Raw genomic sequence first — 18,336 nt, 5'->3', positions numbered from 1 at the left:
AATAAAAGGCTGTCTAAAAAAGTCAGCTGTCTGTTCGAGCGCAGTCGAGAACTCCAACTCCCTGACAGTTGATGAGGTCTCGACTGCGCTCGTCCGGACAAACCGATTATGTTTTCACTTTTTAGACATCCTTTTCTTGTTCCTACCAATGCGATTAATTCACAATAAACTTCTTCGTTAATTTTTTATTCGTTTCGGTAGTAAAAACAGCCACATAGAAGCCTTGTGACAAACGATCTAACGAAACCGTTCCCTGTTTGCCCAAATCGGTGGCGCGCAACACTTGTTTTCCTGAAACATCAATAACGGCCATTTGTTCTAGCACATCTGAGCTGTTTTTTAAAGAATAGGTAAGCGTATTATTGGCAACGATAAAATCCAAATTATCGTTTGATAGTTCAGAAACCGAAAGATTATTCGTTTTAGCGGTCTCAATGATAAACTCCAGTCCCAATTTGGCAAATTTAGCAGCTTTAAAGGCATCGCCAGTTACGTCATACGTATCGCCCGCCGTGTGAATATTCGGATTGCTTTCAGAAAAATTGGCTTCAAAAGGGAATGCGGCCTCGTAACCATTATCCGCCCAACTAAAATGATCGGAACATCCATAATTACAAGCGGTAGTGCCATATGTAATTTCATGTTCGCTGGAGACGTTGTTATAATACTCCATTAATTCAATTAAATAAGCATTTAAGTCGTTACTATTATAAGAGTCTGTGGTAATGTACACATCGTTGGCAGATCCAGGATAATTGGTCATATCAAACTGCACATAAGCCAGTACGTTTATGTTGTTGTTGCTGTATTCTTCGGCTATTTCAGCAGATCCTACAAGGCCTATTTCTTCAGCTGCAAACGCCATAAACTCTACGGTACGGTTAGGCACAAAGTCTGTTTCAAATAATACCCTAACAACTTCTGTAATTGTGGAAATGCCCGAGGCATCGTCATCGGCCCCGGGTGCCACGTCATTGTTGGCCCCTGGGGCGGTAGAGTCTATATGGCCACCGATAATCACATACTCATCGGGGCTTTCGGCGCCTTCAATGGTCATGACAGCCGAAGGCATGGGCGTATTCACATGGTTTACTATGCGTACGCTAACATCGTTGCGTCCCGCAGCTTGTGCCATAGCCTCCCACTTGTCTTTGAGATCCAACACCGATTGTTCGGCACTGGCACGGGTGTGGTACCGCGTACCGTAGCCTTGCAATTCAAGTATTTGGTCTTCGATGTTCTGAGCGTTGACCAAATCGAGTGCCTCGGCAACGGCATCATCTTGATCTATGGTAAAATTAAGGACGCGTCTTTCGGTTTTGGGCTTCTTAGGTTCAATGGCCCGTAGCGCTTTTTCTTCCGAAGCTTTAAAAACATACCCCGGGCCATGGGTCACCACGTTTTGGTGCATGGCGTGCGCCGCTTTTTCAGAAATAAAAACAGCAGATTGGTTGCGCTTGGTTGCGATAATTTGAATGTCTTCGGGTAGTTCTTTTTGCAGTTCAACGGCATCATTGGCATCCATCGTGGCATAGAACGGTTGTTCTTGTGCCAAAAATACACCAGTGGTCAAGGTAAAAACAAAAAGCAATAGAATTTTTTTCATTGTAGATAGATTTTTTAAAAAACATAAACTTAAAACTTCTGTGCTTAACTTTTAAATTATTTAACAGATACTTTTTTAAGAAGTAGGAGAGCACATCAAAAACTCTTATATTAATGTGAAAAAGAAGTATTCCTGCTGAAACTTTCCTATTTTTGAAAGAATCACTAGATAACCAACTCATGCCCACGCACACGCTGCAGCCCGAAACTTGGGTGGATCGATATTCAGATTACCTATACAACTACACCATTGTACGTGTAAACGACCACATTGTAGCGCAAGACCTTATTTCGGAAACATTTTTGGCCGGATTGAAATCCAAAAAAAACTTCAAGGGCGATGCCAGCGAACGTACATGGCTCATCGCTATCTTAAAGCGCAAGATCATCGACCACTACCGAAAGAAAAATTCCAAAAAAGGCCAAGCCGAAGTACACATCAACTACACCGACGACGAGATGGAAGGCGATTGGCTGGAGGAACGCGTAAAAGACCCATATTACAAAACGGCCGAAGACAAACTGGAAAACAACGAGTTGCGCCTTGCCATTTTAGAATGCCTAGACACCTTGGACGAACGCCACGCAGCAATTTTCAAAATGAAAACAATCGATAATTTTGACACCGAAGCAATTTGTAATGAATACAATATTACTCCGTCTAACCTTTGGGTAATCATTCATCGCGCCCGTAAAGCGATGGCTAACTGTCTCGAAAAAAACTGGTTATAACAATGAAACTCAATATGATCTTCAATTGTGAAGAAGCAGCCCACGTATGCGACAGGGCACAATACAACGAAGCAAGCCTCTGGGAAAAAACCCTGCTCACCATCCACACCTTCTTTTGCAAGCTCTGCAGGAAACACACTACCCGCAACGCTCGGCTCACCAAAGCCATAAAAAAATCGGAAGTCCAAACCCTCTCTGCTGAACAGAAACACCTTTTAAAAAAACGCTTACGGCAAGAAATGATGCAGTAAGAAAAAAACCACCAACCATAAAATTGGCAGTGCTTCCACCCAAAAGGAAGCATAATATTTGGATTGTTCCCGCTTGGCAAAAAAAACGGCAAAAGAAGCTTGCAAACAGATAAACAACAAGCTTAGGGAATAAGGCAAATACAGTTCGTCCTTGAACCCTTCTATTATAAAACCAATTCCGGCCAAAACGGCGACCATCGTATTGGTTCCCGTTATCCCCAAAGTTTGGGGCAACGTACCCAACATGGAAGCATCATAAGGCAAATCCCGTATCTCAAACGGGATGGTTAAAACGATAACCAAGAAAAACCGTTGCACAAAAGTGATCCATACATCAGCTGTCCAAGAAATTTCGGCCTGTATAAACGGTACCATTACCGTCACCCCGGCCCAAACAGCCGCCACAACAAAGATTTTAAGTCCTTTAACGGTGCGCAGGCTTTTTTTCTTCAAAATAGGGATGGCATATAAAATGGTCATGGCCCCAAAAAAACAGGTTACCAACAATGTTTTAAGCCGAAGCTGAAGGCCAAAGTACACCAAAGCCCCAAAACAAATAAATGAAAACACCTGTATGGCTTTTAAGGAACTGGCGAGGCTTCTGTGATGCAATCCGGCAATGGGAGCATATTTTACAAAATTGTAGGCTGTAATAACACCAAAAAACACAAAAAACCAAAATGCGGTTGAGAGTTGTAATCCGTATTCCAAAACCGTGATCGCCACCAACGAAATAACGGCCAAAGCAACGTGAATACTGCTGTTTATATAAAACTCAAAAATGCGTTTTAGGGCGGTCATCTCTTCAAAAGTAATCAAATGTCTTGAAGTTGGTCTATCGGTTAACAAATTGTTGGGATAGCACCAAAAAAACAGCGCTAATTCGTGTATAAAATCGTAATTTTGCGCTGCCTGCCAAAATGGTCAGGATTTAATTTTCAAATGAACAATATGAACACAGATTCTTTTGCCCTAAGACATATTGGTCCTAGAAGAAGTGACCTCCCCGAAATGCTCAAAACCATTGGTGTTGAATCCCTTGATCAACTTATGTTCGAGACGGTCCCCGATGACATTATCATGAAAAGAGACCTCGATCTCGACGTTGCCATGACCGAGCAAGAATATTTGGAACACATTACCGAAATGGCCGAGAAAAACAAAGTGTTCAAAACCTATATTGGGTTGGGCTATTATCCTACCAATATTCCTCCCGTAATTCAAAGGAACATTCTGGAAAATCCGGGTTGGTACACAGCCTACACACCGTATCAAGCCGAAATTGCCCAAGGCCGGTTAGAAGCCCTGCTCAACTTCCAGACTATGGTAAGCGACCTTACCGGAATGGAGCTGGCCAATGCCTCGTTGTTGGACGAATCTACCGCTGCCGCAGAAGCTATGTCGCTTTTGTTTGCCGTTCGCAGCAGGGAACAAAAGAAAAACAATGCCGTGAAGTTTTTTGTTTCTGAAGAAGTGCTCCCACAAACCTTATCCGTATTGAAAACACGAGCCCTTCCCATAGGCGTGGAAATCGTGGTGGGCAACCACAAAGAGTTCGATTTTTCCGAAGGATTTTATGGGGTGCTCTTACAATACCCGGGACGTACTGGAAACGTGCACAGCTTTAAAGACTTTATCGCACAAGCAAACCACTCGAATATAAAAGTAGCTGTTGCAGCCGATATTTTAAGTTTGGTAAAACTGGAAGCCCCCGGACAATTTGGTGCCGATGTGGTGGTAGGCACTACCCAACGTTTTGGCATCCCTCTAGGCTACGGAGGTCCTCACGCTGCCTATTTTGCCACCCGTGAAGAATTTAAACGCCACATCCCCGGCCGTATTATTGGCGTGACCAAAGACCTTGATGGCAACCGTGCCCTGCGCATGGCATTACAGACCCGCGAACAACACATTAAACGCGACCGCGCCACTTCAAATATTTGTACAGCACAAGTACTTTTGGCTGTTATGGCCGGAATGTATGCAGTTTACAATGGCCCCGAAGGCTTGCAAGATATAGCCGACAAAGTACACAACACCACGGCGACCCTTGCCAATGCGCTGGAAGAATTAGGGCTGTACCAAATGAACGACACGTATTTTGACACCATCGCCATAAAAACCGATGCGACCAAAATAAAGTACATTGCCGAGGCCAAGAACATCAACTTCTACTACCCTGATGAAGAGACGGTATCGATTGCCGTTAACGAAACAACAACTTTAAAAGACCTCAATAAAATAGTGGCCGTCTTTGTTGAAGCAACCAATAAAAAAGTGATTAAGGTTTCAGAAATCATAAAAGGCAACGCCATCCCTGCCGAAGCAGCCAGAAAAACAAAATTCCTTACCAACGAAGTGTTCAACAGCTACCACAGCGAAACCGAGTTGATGCGCTACATTAAAAAATTGGAGCGCAAGGATTTATCATTGAACCATTCCATGATTCCATTGGGTTCTTGCACCATGAAGCTGAACGCCGCTGCCGAAATGCTTCCGCTGAGCGACCCACAGTGGGGAAACATCCACCCGTTCGTGCCAATTGAACAAGCTGAAGGCTACCAACAGGTATTGAAAAAACTGGAAGATCAATTAACCGAAATCACTGGCTTTGCTGCAACATCGCTACAGCCCAATTCTGGCGCACAGGGCGAATATGCGGGCTTGATGGTCATCCGTGCTTATCACGAATCCCGTGGCGAGGCAAACAGAAATATTTGTTTGATCCCTTCTTCCGCACACGGTACCAACCCAGCAAGTGCGGTGATGGCCGGAATGAAAGTAGTCGTGACCAAAGCAGGCGACAATGGTAATATTGATGTGGACGACCTTCGTGAAAAAGCCGAAAAGCACAAAGACAATTTGGCTGCTTTGATGGTAACCTATCCGTCAACACACGGAGTTTATGAATCTGCCATTAAAGAAATTACCAGTATCATTCACCAATACGGCGGGCAAGTATATATGGACGGTGCCAATATGAATGCCCAGGTAGGCTTGACCAATCCGGGTAATATTGGTGCAGATGTATGTCACCTCAACCTTCACAAAACATTCTCCATCCCTCATGGAGGCGGTGGGCCGGGTGTTGGTCCAATTTGTGTTGCCAAACAACTGGTGCCCTTTTTGCCTACCAACCCCATTGTAAAAACAGGAGGTGAAAAAGGCATCTCGGCCATTTCAGCCGCACCTTTTGGCAGTTCCTTGGTCTGCTTGATCTCTTATGCATACATCAGGATGCTTGGGGTAAGCGGTTTAAAACGGGCCACCCAATTTGCCATCTTGAACGCCAATTATATCAAAGAACGCCTAAAAGGCCATTACGAAACCTTGTACAGTGGCGAACGCAACCGGGCAGCCCACGAATTGATTGTCGATTGCCGTCCGTTTAAGGAACACGGAGTAGAGGTTACCGATATCGCCAAGCGGTTGATCGATTACGGTTTCCACTCGCCTACGGTCTCCTTTCCGGTAACGGGAACCCTTATGATAGAGCCCACCGAAAGCGAAAGCAAAGAAGAACTGGACCGTTTTTGCGATGCAATGATCGCCATTAGAATGGAAATCGATTCCGTTTCAAAAGAAAACACTAACAATGTGCTTAAAAACGCACCCCATACCTTGAGAATGCTCACGGATGACGTTTGGGACTTTCCATACAGCAGAAAAGAAGCCGCTTATCCGTTGGCTTATGTTGGAGAAAACAAATTTTGGCCTACCGTTAGACGTGTGGACGAAGCGTATGGCGACCGCAACCTGGTTTGCACCTGCGAACCTATTGAGGCGTTTATGGAAGAAGCATAACGATATTTTAACAAAAAATTGGTATTTTAATGGCTTGATGGATTTCTTGGTTTGAAAATTGCACCATTTTAAAAGAATCTAAAGTTTTTTCAATACATAAAGAAACAGCGCAATGAAGACAAAAATAACAGGCGTAGGCAGCTATATTCCAAGTGGGATAGCACCCAATGACCAATTTGAAAACCACAGTTTTTATAATGAGGACGGTTCACGCTTTGGTCATGAAAACGCAGTGATTATTGAAAAGTTTGAAGCCATTACGGGTATTTCGGAACGACGGTACATAGAAAACGACCTTACCACTTCAGACATTGCTTATTTTGCAGCGAAAAAAGCCATTGAAGATTCGGGAATTGACAAAGAAGAACTGGATTACATTATCGTTGCCCACAATTATGGCGATGTAAAGCACGGCGATCACCAAAGCGATACCGTACCGAGTATTGGGTCGCGCGTTAAACATTTGCTGAAAATAAAAAACCCAAAATGTGTAGCATACGATGTCTTATTTGGCTGCCCTGGCTGGATACAGGGGATGATACAGGCTCATGCCTTTATTAACAGCGGTATTGCCAATAAATGTTTGGTCATCGGTGCAGAAGCCTTGTCTCGTGTAGTGGACCAGCACGACCGCGACTCGATGATTTACAGCGACGGTGCCGGAGCGACCGTAGTTGAAAAAACCGATGGCGGTTCGGGCATTATTTCCCACAACAGCGCAACCTATGCCTTAGACGAAGCTCATTTCATCTTTTTTGGCGAAAGCAACAACCAAGAACTGAGCGACGCCCGCCGCTACATTAAAATGTACGGTCGTAAAATTTACGAATTTGCCCTGAACAACGTACCGGAAGCCATGAAAACATGTTTGGATGAAGGCAATGTTGACATAAAAGATCTTAAAAAAGTGTTCATTCACCAGGCCAACGAAAAAATGGACGAAGCCATCATCAAACGGTTTTATAAGTTGTACGGAAAAACACCGCCAGAAAACATTATGCCCATGAGCATCAACAAACTGGGGAATTCCAGCGTGGCAACCATTCCCACCTTGTTCGATCTAGTGAAAAACGGCGCTATGGAAGTCCACGAACTCAACAAAGGCGATATCGTCCTTTTTGCCAGTGTGGGCGCGGGAATGAACATCAACGCCATTCTTTATAAAGTATAATGCTGTATGTACGAAGGCAAATTTCCGAAAAAACGCTACAAGCACACTTTACGGTTTTTAAAAGATATGGTAACTACCGATGAATCTATTTTGGATTTGGGTGTTGAGAACCCGTTTTCTGAAATGATGCAAAAAGAAGGCTATAACGTAACCAACACCCAAGGCGAAGACCTCGACTTAAAAACCGAAGCCGTTAAAACCAATGAATATGATGTGGTGACTGCTTTTGAGATATTTGAACACTTGGTCGCTCCCTTTAATGTTTTACAGGATATTCAAGCAAAAAAATTGGTGGCTTCCGTTCCGTTAAAGTTGTGGTTTGCCCCGGCCTACAAAAGCAAAACCGATGCTTGGGACCGCCATTTCCATGAGTTTGAAGATTGGCAATTTGACTGGCTGTTGGAAAAAGCTGGATGGACCATTAAAAAACGGACAAAATTTACCAATCCTGTAAAAAAAGTAGGTATCAGACCCGTACTAAGACGGTTTACCCCACGATACTATCTTGTTTATGCGGAGAGGATCGATAAGTAATTATAGGTTTTATATTATTTCCACTTAATTTTTAATTAACTTGTATGATGAAATATCTTCATTATTAGATTTAATCAAAATTACATAAACACCTACAGGTAAAAATGATACGTCAAAATTATTGGATTTTATATCCTTAAAAGAAATAATTTCCTTTCCCTGACTGTCAAAAATTTGAATCATTAAAATATCATCAATTTCATGTAAGCTAAAAGAATTATTAGTTGGGTTAGGGTAAACTAAAATTTGTTCATTGTTTCCATCTATATCATCAATTGATAAAATTTTGCCTAATTGCAAAATCCACAAACTACCATTTTCAAAACCATTAATATCGCCAGTTGTATGGGCTCCAATTACAATAGCATCATTTGTAGAAAGGCCTCTATTGTAAGAGACGGAAAACCCAAAAGAGCTTTCTGGTACAACATCTCCATCAAAAAATTGCTCTCCTTTAGTGTACCTTACAGAATTATTAACCGTTCCATTGTTATTAAGCTCCAATATATAAAAAGCTCCGATTTCTGAATTTTCTTCATTCCAGTACCCTTTCGCACCTACAATTATTTCAGTTAATCCGTTATCATTAATATCATAAGCTAAGTCAATTGATGTGCCAAAAAACATCCCATTGTTAAAAGTTGTTTCTAAACCTCCATACACATCACTGATCTTTTGATAATCTTTCACAGAACCATCAGAATTTAAAAAAAGCACATATACAGCCCCCTGATCTATACCTCCATCATCATCTCTATAAGCACCCACCGCAATATCAACAACTCCATCTAAGTCAATATCTCCAATATTTGCGACAGCTCCTCCAAAATAATCGCCCGGATCTAAATACCCCTGAAAATTACCTTGAGTTTGACTAATCTTTTGATAGTTATTTACCGATAAATCATTGTTCAAAAAAAGTATATAAACTGCTCCACGATCTGAGCCTCCATCTGGATCTCTTCTTGCCGAAACTACAATATCCCCAAAACCATCTCCATTTAAATCTCCTAAAGATGCTATATCCGTTCCAAAAACATCCTCATCGCCTAAAGGAGCTAAAAAACCACCTTCTGTATCACTTATTTTAGAATATGACTGTACAATTCCATTCGAATCCAAAGATAAAATCCATACTGCCCCATGCCAATAACCTCCATCTCCATCATACTCAGCCCCTACACCTATTTCTGTAAAACCATCATTATTTATATCTCCTAAATAAGAAATTGAAGACCCAAATATATCCCAATCATCCAAAACTCCTTGAAACCCTCCTTCTGTATCACTAATTTTTTGATAGGAATCTACCTCTCCATCTCTATTTAAGAAAAGCACATACAATGCGCCTCTGTTAAATCCCCCGTCATCATCTTTTAATGACCCTACTACAACATCTTCAATTCCATCACCATTCAAATCCCCTATACTTTCCACTGAATATCCGAACCAATCTGCATTGTCGATAGCTGCATTAAACCCGCCTTTATTATCTGCAATCTGTTGATAAATTGAAACATTATAATTTTGACCATAACAAAAACCACAACACAAAGTAATTAACAGAAGTAATGTTTTTTTCATAATAATTTCAGATTTTTGTAAATATATACAAAAAAGCAGTTTTGAAAATGAAAATTTGCGTAATTATCCCCCTTTACAATGAAGAATTATATTTAGAGAAAACTTTGGATAGTTTCATAAATCAAATTCAAAATGTTGATAAACTCATTCTTGTAAATGACAATTCGAGTGATAATACAAATTCAATAGCAAAAAATTATTCAAAAAAATACGATTGGATTGAATTAGTCCAAAATAATTCTGCTAATAAACATATACCTGGTAAAAAAGTAATCAATGCATTCTACAATGGTTTAGAAACTATATCTAAGAATGACTATGAACTAATTGGGAAGTTTGACGGCGATATAGAACTACCTCCTATATATTTTAAAAGAATACGAGAGATGTTTTCTGAAAATAAATCTGTCGGTATTGCAGGTGGAAACTTATATATTCACGATAAAGGCAAATGGATATTTGAGAATATTTCAAATAAAAAAAAAGTTAGGGGGCCAATAAAGACCTACCGCAAAGAATGTTTTGACGATATTGGAGGTTTAAAAAAATCCATAGGCTGGGACACCGTGGACGAACTCTTGGCGCAATACCACGGTTGGCAAATCTGCACCGATGAATCTTTGCATGTAAAACACTTGAAACCCACGGGCAACACCTACACCAAGGCGTCTCGCCACAAACAAGGCGAAGCGTTTTATAAATTGCGGTATGGCGTTGTGCTAACCATCATTGCTTCAGCAAAACTTTCCTATAAAAAAAGAAGTTTTGACTATTTTATCGATTGTTTACGGGGCTATGCAAAAGCCAAAAACAGTGCTGTTGAGCCTATTGTTTCAAAAAAAGAAGGGTCTTTTATCCGCAAGCTTCGCTGGACCGGTATCAAAAAGAAAATTTTATAAGCTTCCTAACGCTTTTCCTGTTGAATTCTATGTACTTTTAGGTTTTCTAAAAAAATCCATTTTATTTCATGAAACGCTTATTCTTACCCTTATCGGCCTTGCTTCTTTTTTTAGGTACCAACTGCGTATCGGTACAAGTTAAGGACAATATGTTATCGACGGAAACTGTAAACAAAACGCCCAAAAATGTCATCTTGTTAATTGGCGACGGCATGGGCCTCAGCCAAGTTTCGTCGGCTTTGTTTTTTCAGGAAAAGGCATCAAATTTTGAGCGCTTTCCCACCATTGGGCTCATTAAAACTTCATCTGGCAACGATGTGATTACCGATTCGGCCGCTGGGGCCACGGCATTTGCTTCCGGCGTAAAAACGTATAATGGCGCTATTGGGGTGAATATAGACACCATCCCCGTGCCAACTATCCTAGAAGAGGTTTCAAGAAAAGGGTTGAGCACTGGCTTGGTCGCCACGTCCTCTATTGTACATGCTACACCGGCCAGTTTTTTTGCTCACGTAAAATACCGCAGGCAGTATGATGATATCGCAGCTTTTATGCCCACCAGCGATGTTGACTTTTTTGCTGGCGGCGGTCAAAAATTTTTCAACGACCGAAAAGATGGCCGTAACCTCTATGCAGAGCTGGAAGGCAACGGCTTTCAGGTTTACACTGATAAGCTGCCCACAAAATTTTCAGATAAAAAAGAAGCGATTTTATTAGCTGAAGATGGAATGCCCAAAAAAATAGACGGCCGGGCCGATTTTCTGCCCGATGCCACACAGCTGGCCATTGAAAATCTCACCAGAAACAAAGACGGTTTCTTTTTAATGGTAGAAGGCTCGCAAATTGATTGGGGCGGGCACGCCAACGAGGCCGATTACTTAATTGGCGAACTGCTGGACTTTGACAAAACCATAGGCGTGGCACTCGATTTTGCAAAAATTAATGAAGAAACTTTGGTGATCGTTACCGCAGACCACGAAACGGGCGGCTACACCTTAGCCTCAAAAGATGGCGATTACAACCAGATAGCACCATCTTTTTCCACTGGCGGACATTCGGCGACCATGATTCCGGTGTTTGCAAAAGGACCTGGTGCCGAACACTTTAACGGTATTTACGAAAACACCGAAATCTATACTAAAATAAAACAATTGCTTTTAGGACAGCAGTAAAACCGCGCCTTATACATTTTACGGGCAACACTCATTGAATTTTGTTACTTTAGCAGTATCTTAAGCGCTTATGAAATACCTACATGATATCGGTTCCTATTTTGTGATGTTGTCAAAGGTTTTTGGCAGCTTTACCAAACGTTCCGTATTACAGCACCTTATTTTTAAGGAAATTGACGACTTGATCATCAGCTCGCTTGGTATTGTTTCATTTATCTCCTTTTTTGTTGGTGGGGTGGTCGCCATACAGACGGCCCTGAACATGACCAACCCCATCATCCCCGAATCGCTTATTGGGTATGCCACCCGGCAGTCGGTGATATTGGAGTTTGCGCCTACCTTCATTTCGATCATCATGGCAGGGAAAGTGGGTTCGTTCATTACATCGAGCATCGGTTCTATGCGGGTTACCGAACAAATTGACGCCTTGGAGGTAATGGGGATCAATTCATTGAATTATTTAGTATTTCCGAAGATAATCGCCTTGCTGTTTTATCCGTTTTTAATCGTAATATCCATGTTTTTGGGCGTAGTCGGCGGTTGGTTGGCAGGCGTGTACGGCGGGTTTACGTCTTCCACCTCTTTTATCGAAGGGCTGCAGGAAGATTTCATCCCCTTTCAGTTATTCTATGCCTTTTTTAAAACCTTTGTTTTCGCCTTTATTTTGGCCACCGTACCTTCGTGGCAAGGCTATTATATGAAAGGCGGATCGTTAGAAGTGGGCAAAGCCAGTACCAACTCTTTTGTTTGGACCAGTGTGCTCATAATTTTGGCAAATTACGTAATCACCCAACTCCTGTTGAGCTAATGATAAAAGTAGAAGACATACATAAACGTTTTGGGGACGAAGAAATTTTAAAAGGCATCTCCACCACCTTCGATAAAGGGAAAACCAACTTGATTATTGGGCAAAGCGGAAGCGGCAAAACGGTTATGCTTAAATGCCTTATTGGTCTTTTTAAGCCAGAAGAAGGCCGCATTTATTATGAAGATGAAGCCATCCAGGACATGGACGACGAAAAACAGCGCGCGCTTCGTGAGGATATTGGCATGCTGTTTCAAGGCGGGGCCCTGTTCGATTCCATGACCATTGAAGAAAACGTCATGTTCCCCTTGCGCATGTTCACCAAACAGAAAAAAAGCGATATGCTGGAACGCGTCAACGAAGTGCTGGCACGGGTAAACCTTGAAAACGTAAACAAAAAATACCCGGCTGAAATTTCAGGCGGGATGCAAAAAAGGGTTTCCATTGCCCGCGCCATCGTTAACCGCCCTAAATATTTGTTTTGTGACGAACCCAATTCGGGCCTTGATCCAAAAACCGCTACGCTAATAGACAATCTTATTCAGGAAATCACCCACGAATACGACATTACGACCATAGTGGTAACCCACGATATGAATTCGGTAATGGAAATTGGGCAAAAAGTGGTTTTATTGAAAAACGGCAAATTGGTCTGGCAAGGTACCAATGAAGAAATTTTCAAAACTGATAATGAAGATGTAACAAACTTTGTTTATTCATCAGATTTATTCAAAAAGATAAGGGAAGTTCAATTAAAAGAACAATAATTTAGTATAATTTCTTTCAAATAAATTATTTTCCATAATTTTAGGCACTTTATTCCCTATCATTATGAAAAAAACAGTACTCTTCGGTATCTTTTTACTGGCCACACTTGGCACCTATGGCCAAGTTACATTTGTAAACCAATCCGACCTCATCGGTAACTTTCCAGACACATCAGAATGTACTGTTGATATGAACGGCGACAACTTAGATGACTATGTTCGGGTATCCTACAGCGGCATCGGTATTGATTATCAACAACCAGACGGAACTTTTCAATCTGTTATGTACGCTATGACCATTCAAAACGCACCTAATTGGAGCATCGCTGCTGGCGATCTGGACGGAAATGGTTATAACGATTTGGTACTGGGCGACACACAGCGGGTTTCCTTTCTAATGGCCAATGAAGATGGAACAGTCTTTACCGAAGACACCTCACATAACGAATACATCTTTTCGCAACGCAGCACCATAGCCGATATAGACAACGATGGTGATTTGGATGCTTTTGTTTGCCACGATGTAGACCAAAGCCACCCCTACCAAAATGATGGCGAAGGCAATATGACCTTGGACCAAACCTTGATTGAAACCATCGATCTCCCTGGAAACTATGCGGCAATTTGGGTAGATTACGATAACGACGGCGATACCGATATGTACTTGACCAAATGCCGTGGCGGTTCCAACCCCGGCGACCCAGAGCGCGATAATGCAATGTACACCAATAACGGCGATGGGACTTTTACAGAAAATGCCGAAGAAATAGGCATGAAAGACAATGCACAATCGTGGTCAACCGTTTTTGAAGATTTTGACAACGATGGCGATTTTGATGCCTTTATAGTAAACCACGATTTTCAAAACCGCCTTATGGAAAACGATGGCACCGGAAATTATACCGATATTATTGAAACTTCCGGCATTAACCCTACCGATCTCGGGGCTTGGGAAAACCAAGCAGCCGATTTTAACAACGATGGGTTTGTGGATATTTTTTCTGAAATGTCCAAGGAATTATACATCAATAACGGCGACATGACCTTTACCGGAATGGATCTCCCCTTTGATGAGGGCGCCATCGCCGATTTGAACAACGACGGTTTTTTAGACGTTGTAAATGATGGACAACTCTGGATAAATGAAGGTAACGGCAACAATTGGGTAAAAGTGATTTTAAAAGGCATCGACAGCAATGTAAACGGTATTGGGGCACGAGTTGAAGTATATGGAAGTTGGGGCAAGCAAATGCGCGAAGTACGCTCTGGGCAAGGATTTAGCCATATGAACAGCTTATCGGCACACGTGGGAATTGGCAACAGCACCGAAATCGATAAAATTACCATCACTTGGCCTTCAGGAACGGTTGACCAACTTGAGAACCCGGATATCAACACACTTCATGAAGTAGAAGAAGGAAGCTCGCCGCTGGCTATAAACACCCACAAACTTGAGGGAATTGTTATGTATCCCAATCCAACTTCTGGTGTTTTGAACTTTTCTAAAAAAGGATTGGAAAATTCACCCGTTCAAGTAGTGGATCTTACCGGTAAAATGATACTGAACACAACTATATCTTCAGAAAACACCTTGAATGTCGAAGCTTTAAATAGTGGGGTTTATTTTGTTCAGATTAAGGTAGGACAGCAAAAAGTAAATTACAAATTTGTTAAGAAATAATCCTCCTCCTTTTCAATGTCGCCTAAAACGCCCGGATAAAACTGCTTTAGGGTAGGCGTTTCTTTATGGCGTTTCCTGTACCACTAACGTATCCACTTTCATTTTTATCTTCAGCCAATTGAAAAGCGCTGTGTTTTTCTCCTTCTTTTCTTTTAAAGAAACCGTTTTATCCCACGAAACATACACCACTGGCAAGGTATCGGTTTTTTCAAAATTGGTGGTTATCCTTTTTGAAAAAGAAAACTGGTCCATATCCTGATAGATAGCTTTCACCTCTTTGCTCAGTTCTTCAAATGGAACATTCTTAATGCGCAGTTTGGCAATTTCGTTTTCCAGGAAATCGATGCGGGAGTTTTTGTCCTTGATCATCTGTTCGTTTTTCACATAGAGATCTTCCAATATTCCTGCCTTAACTTCGCTGGACAGTTTCGCCGCCATTTCACCGGTTTGGTCCGTACCTTGATAAATACGCAAGTTGGCTTCTTCCAGCATTTCGGTCTTTTCCATTTCAACCAACCATTCATTGATTTTGTTTTGCGGCACAGGCCGTCCTATTAGGTACACCTCGATGTTTTTGGATTTATAATCTTGGGTAAATTTTACAACTTCGGCCCCTTCGTAGGTAATGATGCTTTTTACAAATTCCTTGGTCTTGTTTTCAAATAATTGTTGGTCCAGAAGGTTAATGAACAGAATTACACTGGGCACCATCACGATCAAGGCAATCAATGAGGCTATTTGGGCGATACGCTTTCGTTTTTTGGAATTCGCGTAGCGTACCAACGGAAAACGCAGCAATTTGGAAACGATAAAGGTAGAAAGGGCAATAAAAACCGCATTGATGGAAAATAGATATAAGGCGCCTCCTGCATACTGAAAATTGCCAATGGCCAATCCATAACCAACGGTACACAAGGGCGGCATAAGGGCCGTGGCAATGGCCACCCCAAAAATAACGCTGGCAATGGTACCGCTTTTGGTCTTGGCGATAATAAGGCCCAGCCCCCCGAATATGGCCACCAAAACGTCCAAAATGGTTGGGTACGTGCGCGCCACGAGCTCTGGCGTCTCTTCGGTTAATGGGGAAAGTTTAAAATATAAAAAAGCGGTGATCACACTTAAAAACACCATGATCCCCAAATTGATCATGGAACGCCGTAAGGTCTCCACATCGTTAATCGCCACGGAAAGGCCAATCCCAACGATAGGGCCCATTAAAGGTGATATTAACATCGCACCAATTACAACGGCCGTACTACTTACGTTTAGACCAATAGAGGCGACAAAAATGGAGAATATGAGAATCCAAGCGGTGTGACCTTTAAAAGGGATGTCTTTTTTAACTGCCTCGATCGTGGCATCCCGGTCACTATCCGACCGGATATCGAAAAGCTCTTTAAAGAATTTTTTGATGCTCTCCCAAGTGTTCAGCTTTACCTTTTCAAACTCTTCATCGTTTGGGGTTACGTGCACCTTCTCGTTGTTTTGCTGCTCGCTCATCTACGTATATTTTTTTCCGAAGTTTTCTTTAACATCGGCCAGTAAGCTTTTTATGTCCTGTTCCTTTTCTTTGGGATAAATGAGCAGCACATCTTCTTTGTCAACTATGATATAATCGTCAATGCCATCGACGACCACCAGTTTTTTGGAAGCGGTATAAACCATGTTCCTATGGGCTTCTTTTAAATGTGGAACCGCCCGCACTACCGCATTTTCTTGTGAATCTTTGTCCATTTTATCATGCAATGCGCCCCAGGTTCCGAGGTCGTTCCAGTCAAATGATGCTTTTTTCACATATACGTTATCCGCCTTTTCCATAATGGCATAATCGATGGAAACGTTTTCGGCTTTACCATAATTTTCAGCAATAAATTCTTTTTCTTCGGAAGTGTTATAGGCAGGGATTCCTTCAGAAAACAAGGCATGCATAACTGGATTATTTTCTTCAAAAGCATCTGAAATACTTTTTACGCTCCACAAAAATATCCCTGCATTCCACATGAAATTCCCTGCAGCTAAAAACTGTTTCGCGGTTTCGTAATCGGGCTTTTCCCGAAATTGTTTTACCTTTTTAATAACAGAACTTTCTTTCTTTTCGGCCTCTATATAACCATATCCGGTATTGGGGAAGGTGGGTTTAATACCCAATGTCATTAAATAATCTTTCCGTTGACAGGCATCAAAACATATTTGAACATCCTCTAAAAAAGCGGTTTCATCTTCAATCCAGTGATCGCTGGGAGCAACCAGCATCAACGCATTGGGATTTTGCTTTTTAATTTTTAAAGCGGAAAGCAAGATGCAGGGTGCCGTATTGCGCATGGCGGGTTCTAAAATTACTTGCTCTTCTGCTATCTGCGGCAATTGCTTTAACGTTAACTGTAAATAACGTTCATTGGTAAGTACCAAAATATTTTTTGAAGGGATAATTTTATTGAGCCTGCCAAAGGTTTTTTGCAACAAGGTCTGTCCCGTTCCCAACATATCGTGAAACTGTTTGGGGAAATCACTGGTGCTTACCGGCCAAAACCGCGACCCGATTCCACCGGCCATGATGACTGCATAGTAATCTTTGTTCATACTAATGCCCGCGCAGGCGGGTATCTTTTTAATTAATACTTAGGAAATCCACATTCCCTTCCTAACCCTCCTCTTTAAAGGAAAGAGAACTTGATTCTCCTTATTTTTTATATTTAATTTTTTTTATTTTTGTCCTGTTTCCGTTTCCATACTACTTTAAAAATTCCACTTCGGCATTGGGGTTGAACAAATACATCCTTCCGGTTGCCACTTCAAGGCATTCGTACCGTTTCACCTTTTTGTTGCCCCGTTTAAAGATTTTTCCATTATACAACCGAAAATGGCCACCAAACGGTATTTCAAATATATAGTTTTTATCGTTTGGTGGGTCAAATTGTTTTAAGGCCAACGATAATTTGGCATCGGTATCGCTACTGGCCCTCGGATTTTTGAAATGTCTTGCCAATAACGGCAACAACTGGTTTGGGAAGATTTCTGGACGGATAAAGGGCAACATTAACTGCTGAAAGGTGCGTTTCCATTCCATTCCGTGGGGCTTAATGGTTCTTCCATATTTCTGAAAGGCGACCAAATGGGCAGTTTCATGTACCAACGTGATTAAAAACCGATAGGTATTCAAATTGGCATTTACCGTGATTTGATGTTGGCCATTTGGCATTTTTCGGTAATCGCCGTGGCGGGTAACCCGTTCATTTACGATTTTTAGATGAATTTTATTCGTTTTTATCAATTCAAAAACAGGCGGTACCGAGGCTTTGGGAATATATTTTTCAAGAACGTGCTGCATGCA

The 18,336-nt window shown here is 41.7% G+C and carries 16 protein-coding genes; 10 read left to right on the top strand and 6 right to left on the bottom strand.

Annotation, left to right across the window (positions count from 1 at the left end; translation table 11 throughout):
- Positions 1–154: 154 nt before the first annotated feature.
- Positions 155–1,606: a M20/M25/M40 family metallo-hydrolase gene (locus DDV96_RS13175; protein WP_116695244.1), complete on the bottom strand. Its 1,452-nt coding sequence runs from the start codon at positions 1,604–1,606 to the stop codon at positions 155–157.
- Positions 1,607–1,785: 179 nt separating this feature from the next.
- Here DDV96_RS13175 and DDV96_RS13170 point away from each other — a divergent pair, with 179 nt between their 5' ends.
- Complete coding sequence (locus tag DDV96_RS13170; RefSeq protein WP_116695335.1) at positions 1,786–2,337, top strand: sigma-70 family RNA polymerase sigma factor; 552 nt, start codon at positions 1,786–1,788, stop codon at positions 2,335–2,337.
- Positions 2,338–2,339: 2 nt separating this feature from the next.
- On the top strand, positions 2,340–2,588 hold the full coding sequence (locus tag DDV96_RS13165; RefSeq protein WP_116695243.1) for a hypothetical protein: 249 nt from the start codon (positions 2,340–2,342) through the stop codon (positions 2,586–2,588).
- Here the strand turns inward: DDV96_RS13165 and DDV96_RS13160 are convergent.
- Positions 2,565–3,437 carry a UbiA prenyltransferase family protein gene (locus DDV96_RS13160; protein ID WP_133240851.1) on the bottom strand — a complete coding sequence of 291 codons (873 nt, stop codon included), beginning with the start codon at positions 3,435–3,437 and terminating at the stop codon, positions 2,565–2,567. The two genes, DDV96_RS13165 and DDV96_RS13160, sit on opposite strands and share 24 nt — an antisense overlap.
- A gap of 102 nt (positions 3,438–3,539) precedes the next feature.
- Here DDV96_RS13160 and gcvP point away from each other — a divergent pair, with 102 nt between their 5' ends.
- The 3 genes from gcvP (at position 3,540) to DDV96_RS13145 (ending at position 8,097) form a co-directional block, all read left to right on the top strand.
- Entirely contained in the window at positions 3,540–6,392 is a 2,853-nt protein-coding gene (gene gcvP / locus DDV96_RS13155; protein ID WP_116695334.1) for an aminomethyl-transferring glycine dehydrogenase, read from the top strand.
- 112 nt (positions 6,393–6,504) lie between these two features.
- Positions 6,505–7,563, top strand: a complete 1,059-nt coding sequence (locus DDV96_RS13150) for a 3-oxoacyl-ACP synthase III family protein (RefSeq protein WP_116695241.1) — start codon at positions 6,505–6,507, stop codon at positions 7,561–7,563.
- Positions 7,564–7,569: 6 nt separating this feature from the next.
- Positions 7,570–8,097 carry a methyltransferase domain-containing protein gene (locus DDV96_RS13145; protein ID WP_116695240.1) on the top strand — a complete coding sequence of 176 codons (528 nt, stop codon included), beginning with the start codon at positions 7,570–7,572 and terminating at the stop codon, positions 8,095–8,097.
- Between the two features lie 24 nt (positions 8,098–8,121).
- On the opposite strand, the gene DDV96_RS13140 is transcribed toward DDV96_RS13145, so the two are convergent.
- Positions 8,122–9,681 (bottom strand): T9SS type A sorting domain-containing protein, encoded by a 1,560-nt coding sequence (locus DDV96_RS13140; protein WP_116695239.1) that lies wholly within the window; start codon positions 9,679–9,681, stop codon positions 8,122–8,124.
- A gap of 47 nt (positions 9,682–9,728) precedes the next feature.
- On the opposite strand from DDV96_RS13140, the gene DDV96_RS13135 reads away from it, so the two are divergent.
- The 5 genes from DDV96_RS13135 (at position 9,729) to DDV96_RS13115 (ending at position 15,005) form a co-directional block, all read left to right on the top strand.
- Positions 9,729–10,580: a glycosyltransferase gene (locus DDV96_RS13135; protein WP_116695238.1), complete on the top strand. Its 852-nt coding sequence runs from the start codon at positions 9,729–9,731 to the stop codon at positions 10,578–10,580.
- Between the two features lie 68 nt (positions 10,581–10,648).
- The gene (locus DDV96_RS13130; RefSeq protein WP_116695237.1) at positions 10,649–11,752 is read left to right on the top strand and encodes an alkaline phosphatase; all 1,104 of its coding nucleotides are present in this window, start codon (positions 10,649–10,651) and stop codon (positions 11,750–11,752) included.
- A 70-nt stretch (positions 11,753–11,822) separates the two neighbouring features.
- Positions 11,823–12,560, top strand: coding sequence for an MlaE family ABC transporter permease (locus tag DDV96_RS13125; protein ID WP_116695236.1), 738 nt, complete (start codon positions 11,823–11,825; stop codon positions 12,558–12,560).
- Positions 12,560–13,324, top strand: coding sequence for an ABC transporter ATP-binding protein (locus DDV96_RS13120; RefSeq protein ID WP_116695235.1), 765 nt, complete (start codon positions 12,560–12,562; stop codon positions 13,322–13,324). Before DDV96_RS13125 ends, DDV96_RS13120 begins: the two co-directional genes overlap by 1 nt.
- 64 nt (positions 13,325–13,388) lie before the next feature.
- A complete protein-coding gene (locus DDV96_RS13115; protein ID WP_116695234.1) occupies positions 13,389–15,005 on the top strand; it encodes an FG-GAP-like repeat-containing protein in 1,617 nt (538 codons plus the stop codon).
- A gap of 63 nt (positions 15,006–15,068) precedes the next feature.
- On the opposite strand, the gene DDV96_RS13110 is transcribed toward DDV96_RS13115, so the two are convergent.
- The 3 genes from DDV96_RS13110 to DDV96_RS13100 form a co-directional block, all read right to left on the bottom strand.
- On the bottom strand, positions 15,069–16,505 hold the full coding sequence (locus tag DDV96_RS13110) for a DUF389 domain-containing protein (RefSeq protein ID WP_116695233.1): 1,437 nt from the start codon (positions 16,503–16,505) through the stop codon (positions 15,069–15,071).
- Positions 16,506–17,585, bottom strand: a complete 1,080-nt coding sequence (locus DDV96_RS13105) for a mannose-1-phosphate guanylyltransferase (RefSeq protein ID WP_116695232.1) — start codon at positions 17,583–17,585, stop codon at positions 16,506–16,508.
- Positions 17,586–17,736: 151 nt separating this feature from the next.
- Positions 17,737–18,333: a SprT-like domain-containing protein gene (locus DDV96_RS13100; protein WP_116695231.1), complete on the bottom strand. Its 597-nt coding sequence runs from the start codon at positions 18,331–18,333 to the stop codon at positions 17,737–17,739.
- Between the last annotated feature and the right edge of the window lie 3 nt (positions 18,334–18,336).

The organism is Marixanthomonas spongiae (assembly GCF_003095375.1).
GTDB classification, from domain to species: Bacteria; Bacteroidota; Bacteroidia; order Flavobacteriales; family Flavobacteriaceae; genus Marixanthomonas; species Marixanthomonas spongiae.
The sequence above is the reverse complement of the archived record's forward strand: the minus strand, read 5'-3'. Positions and strand labels throughout refer to the sequence as shown.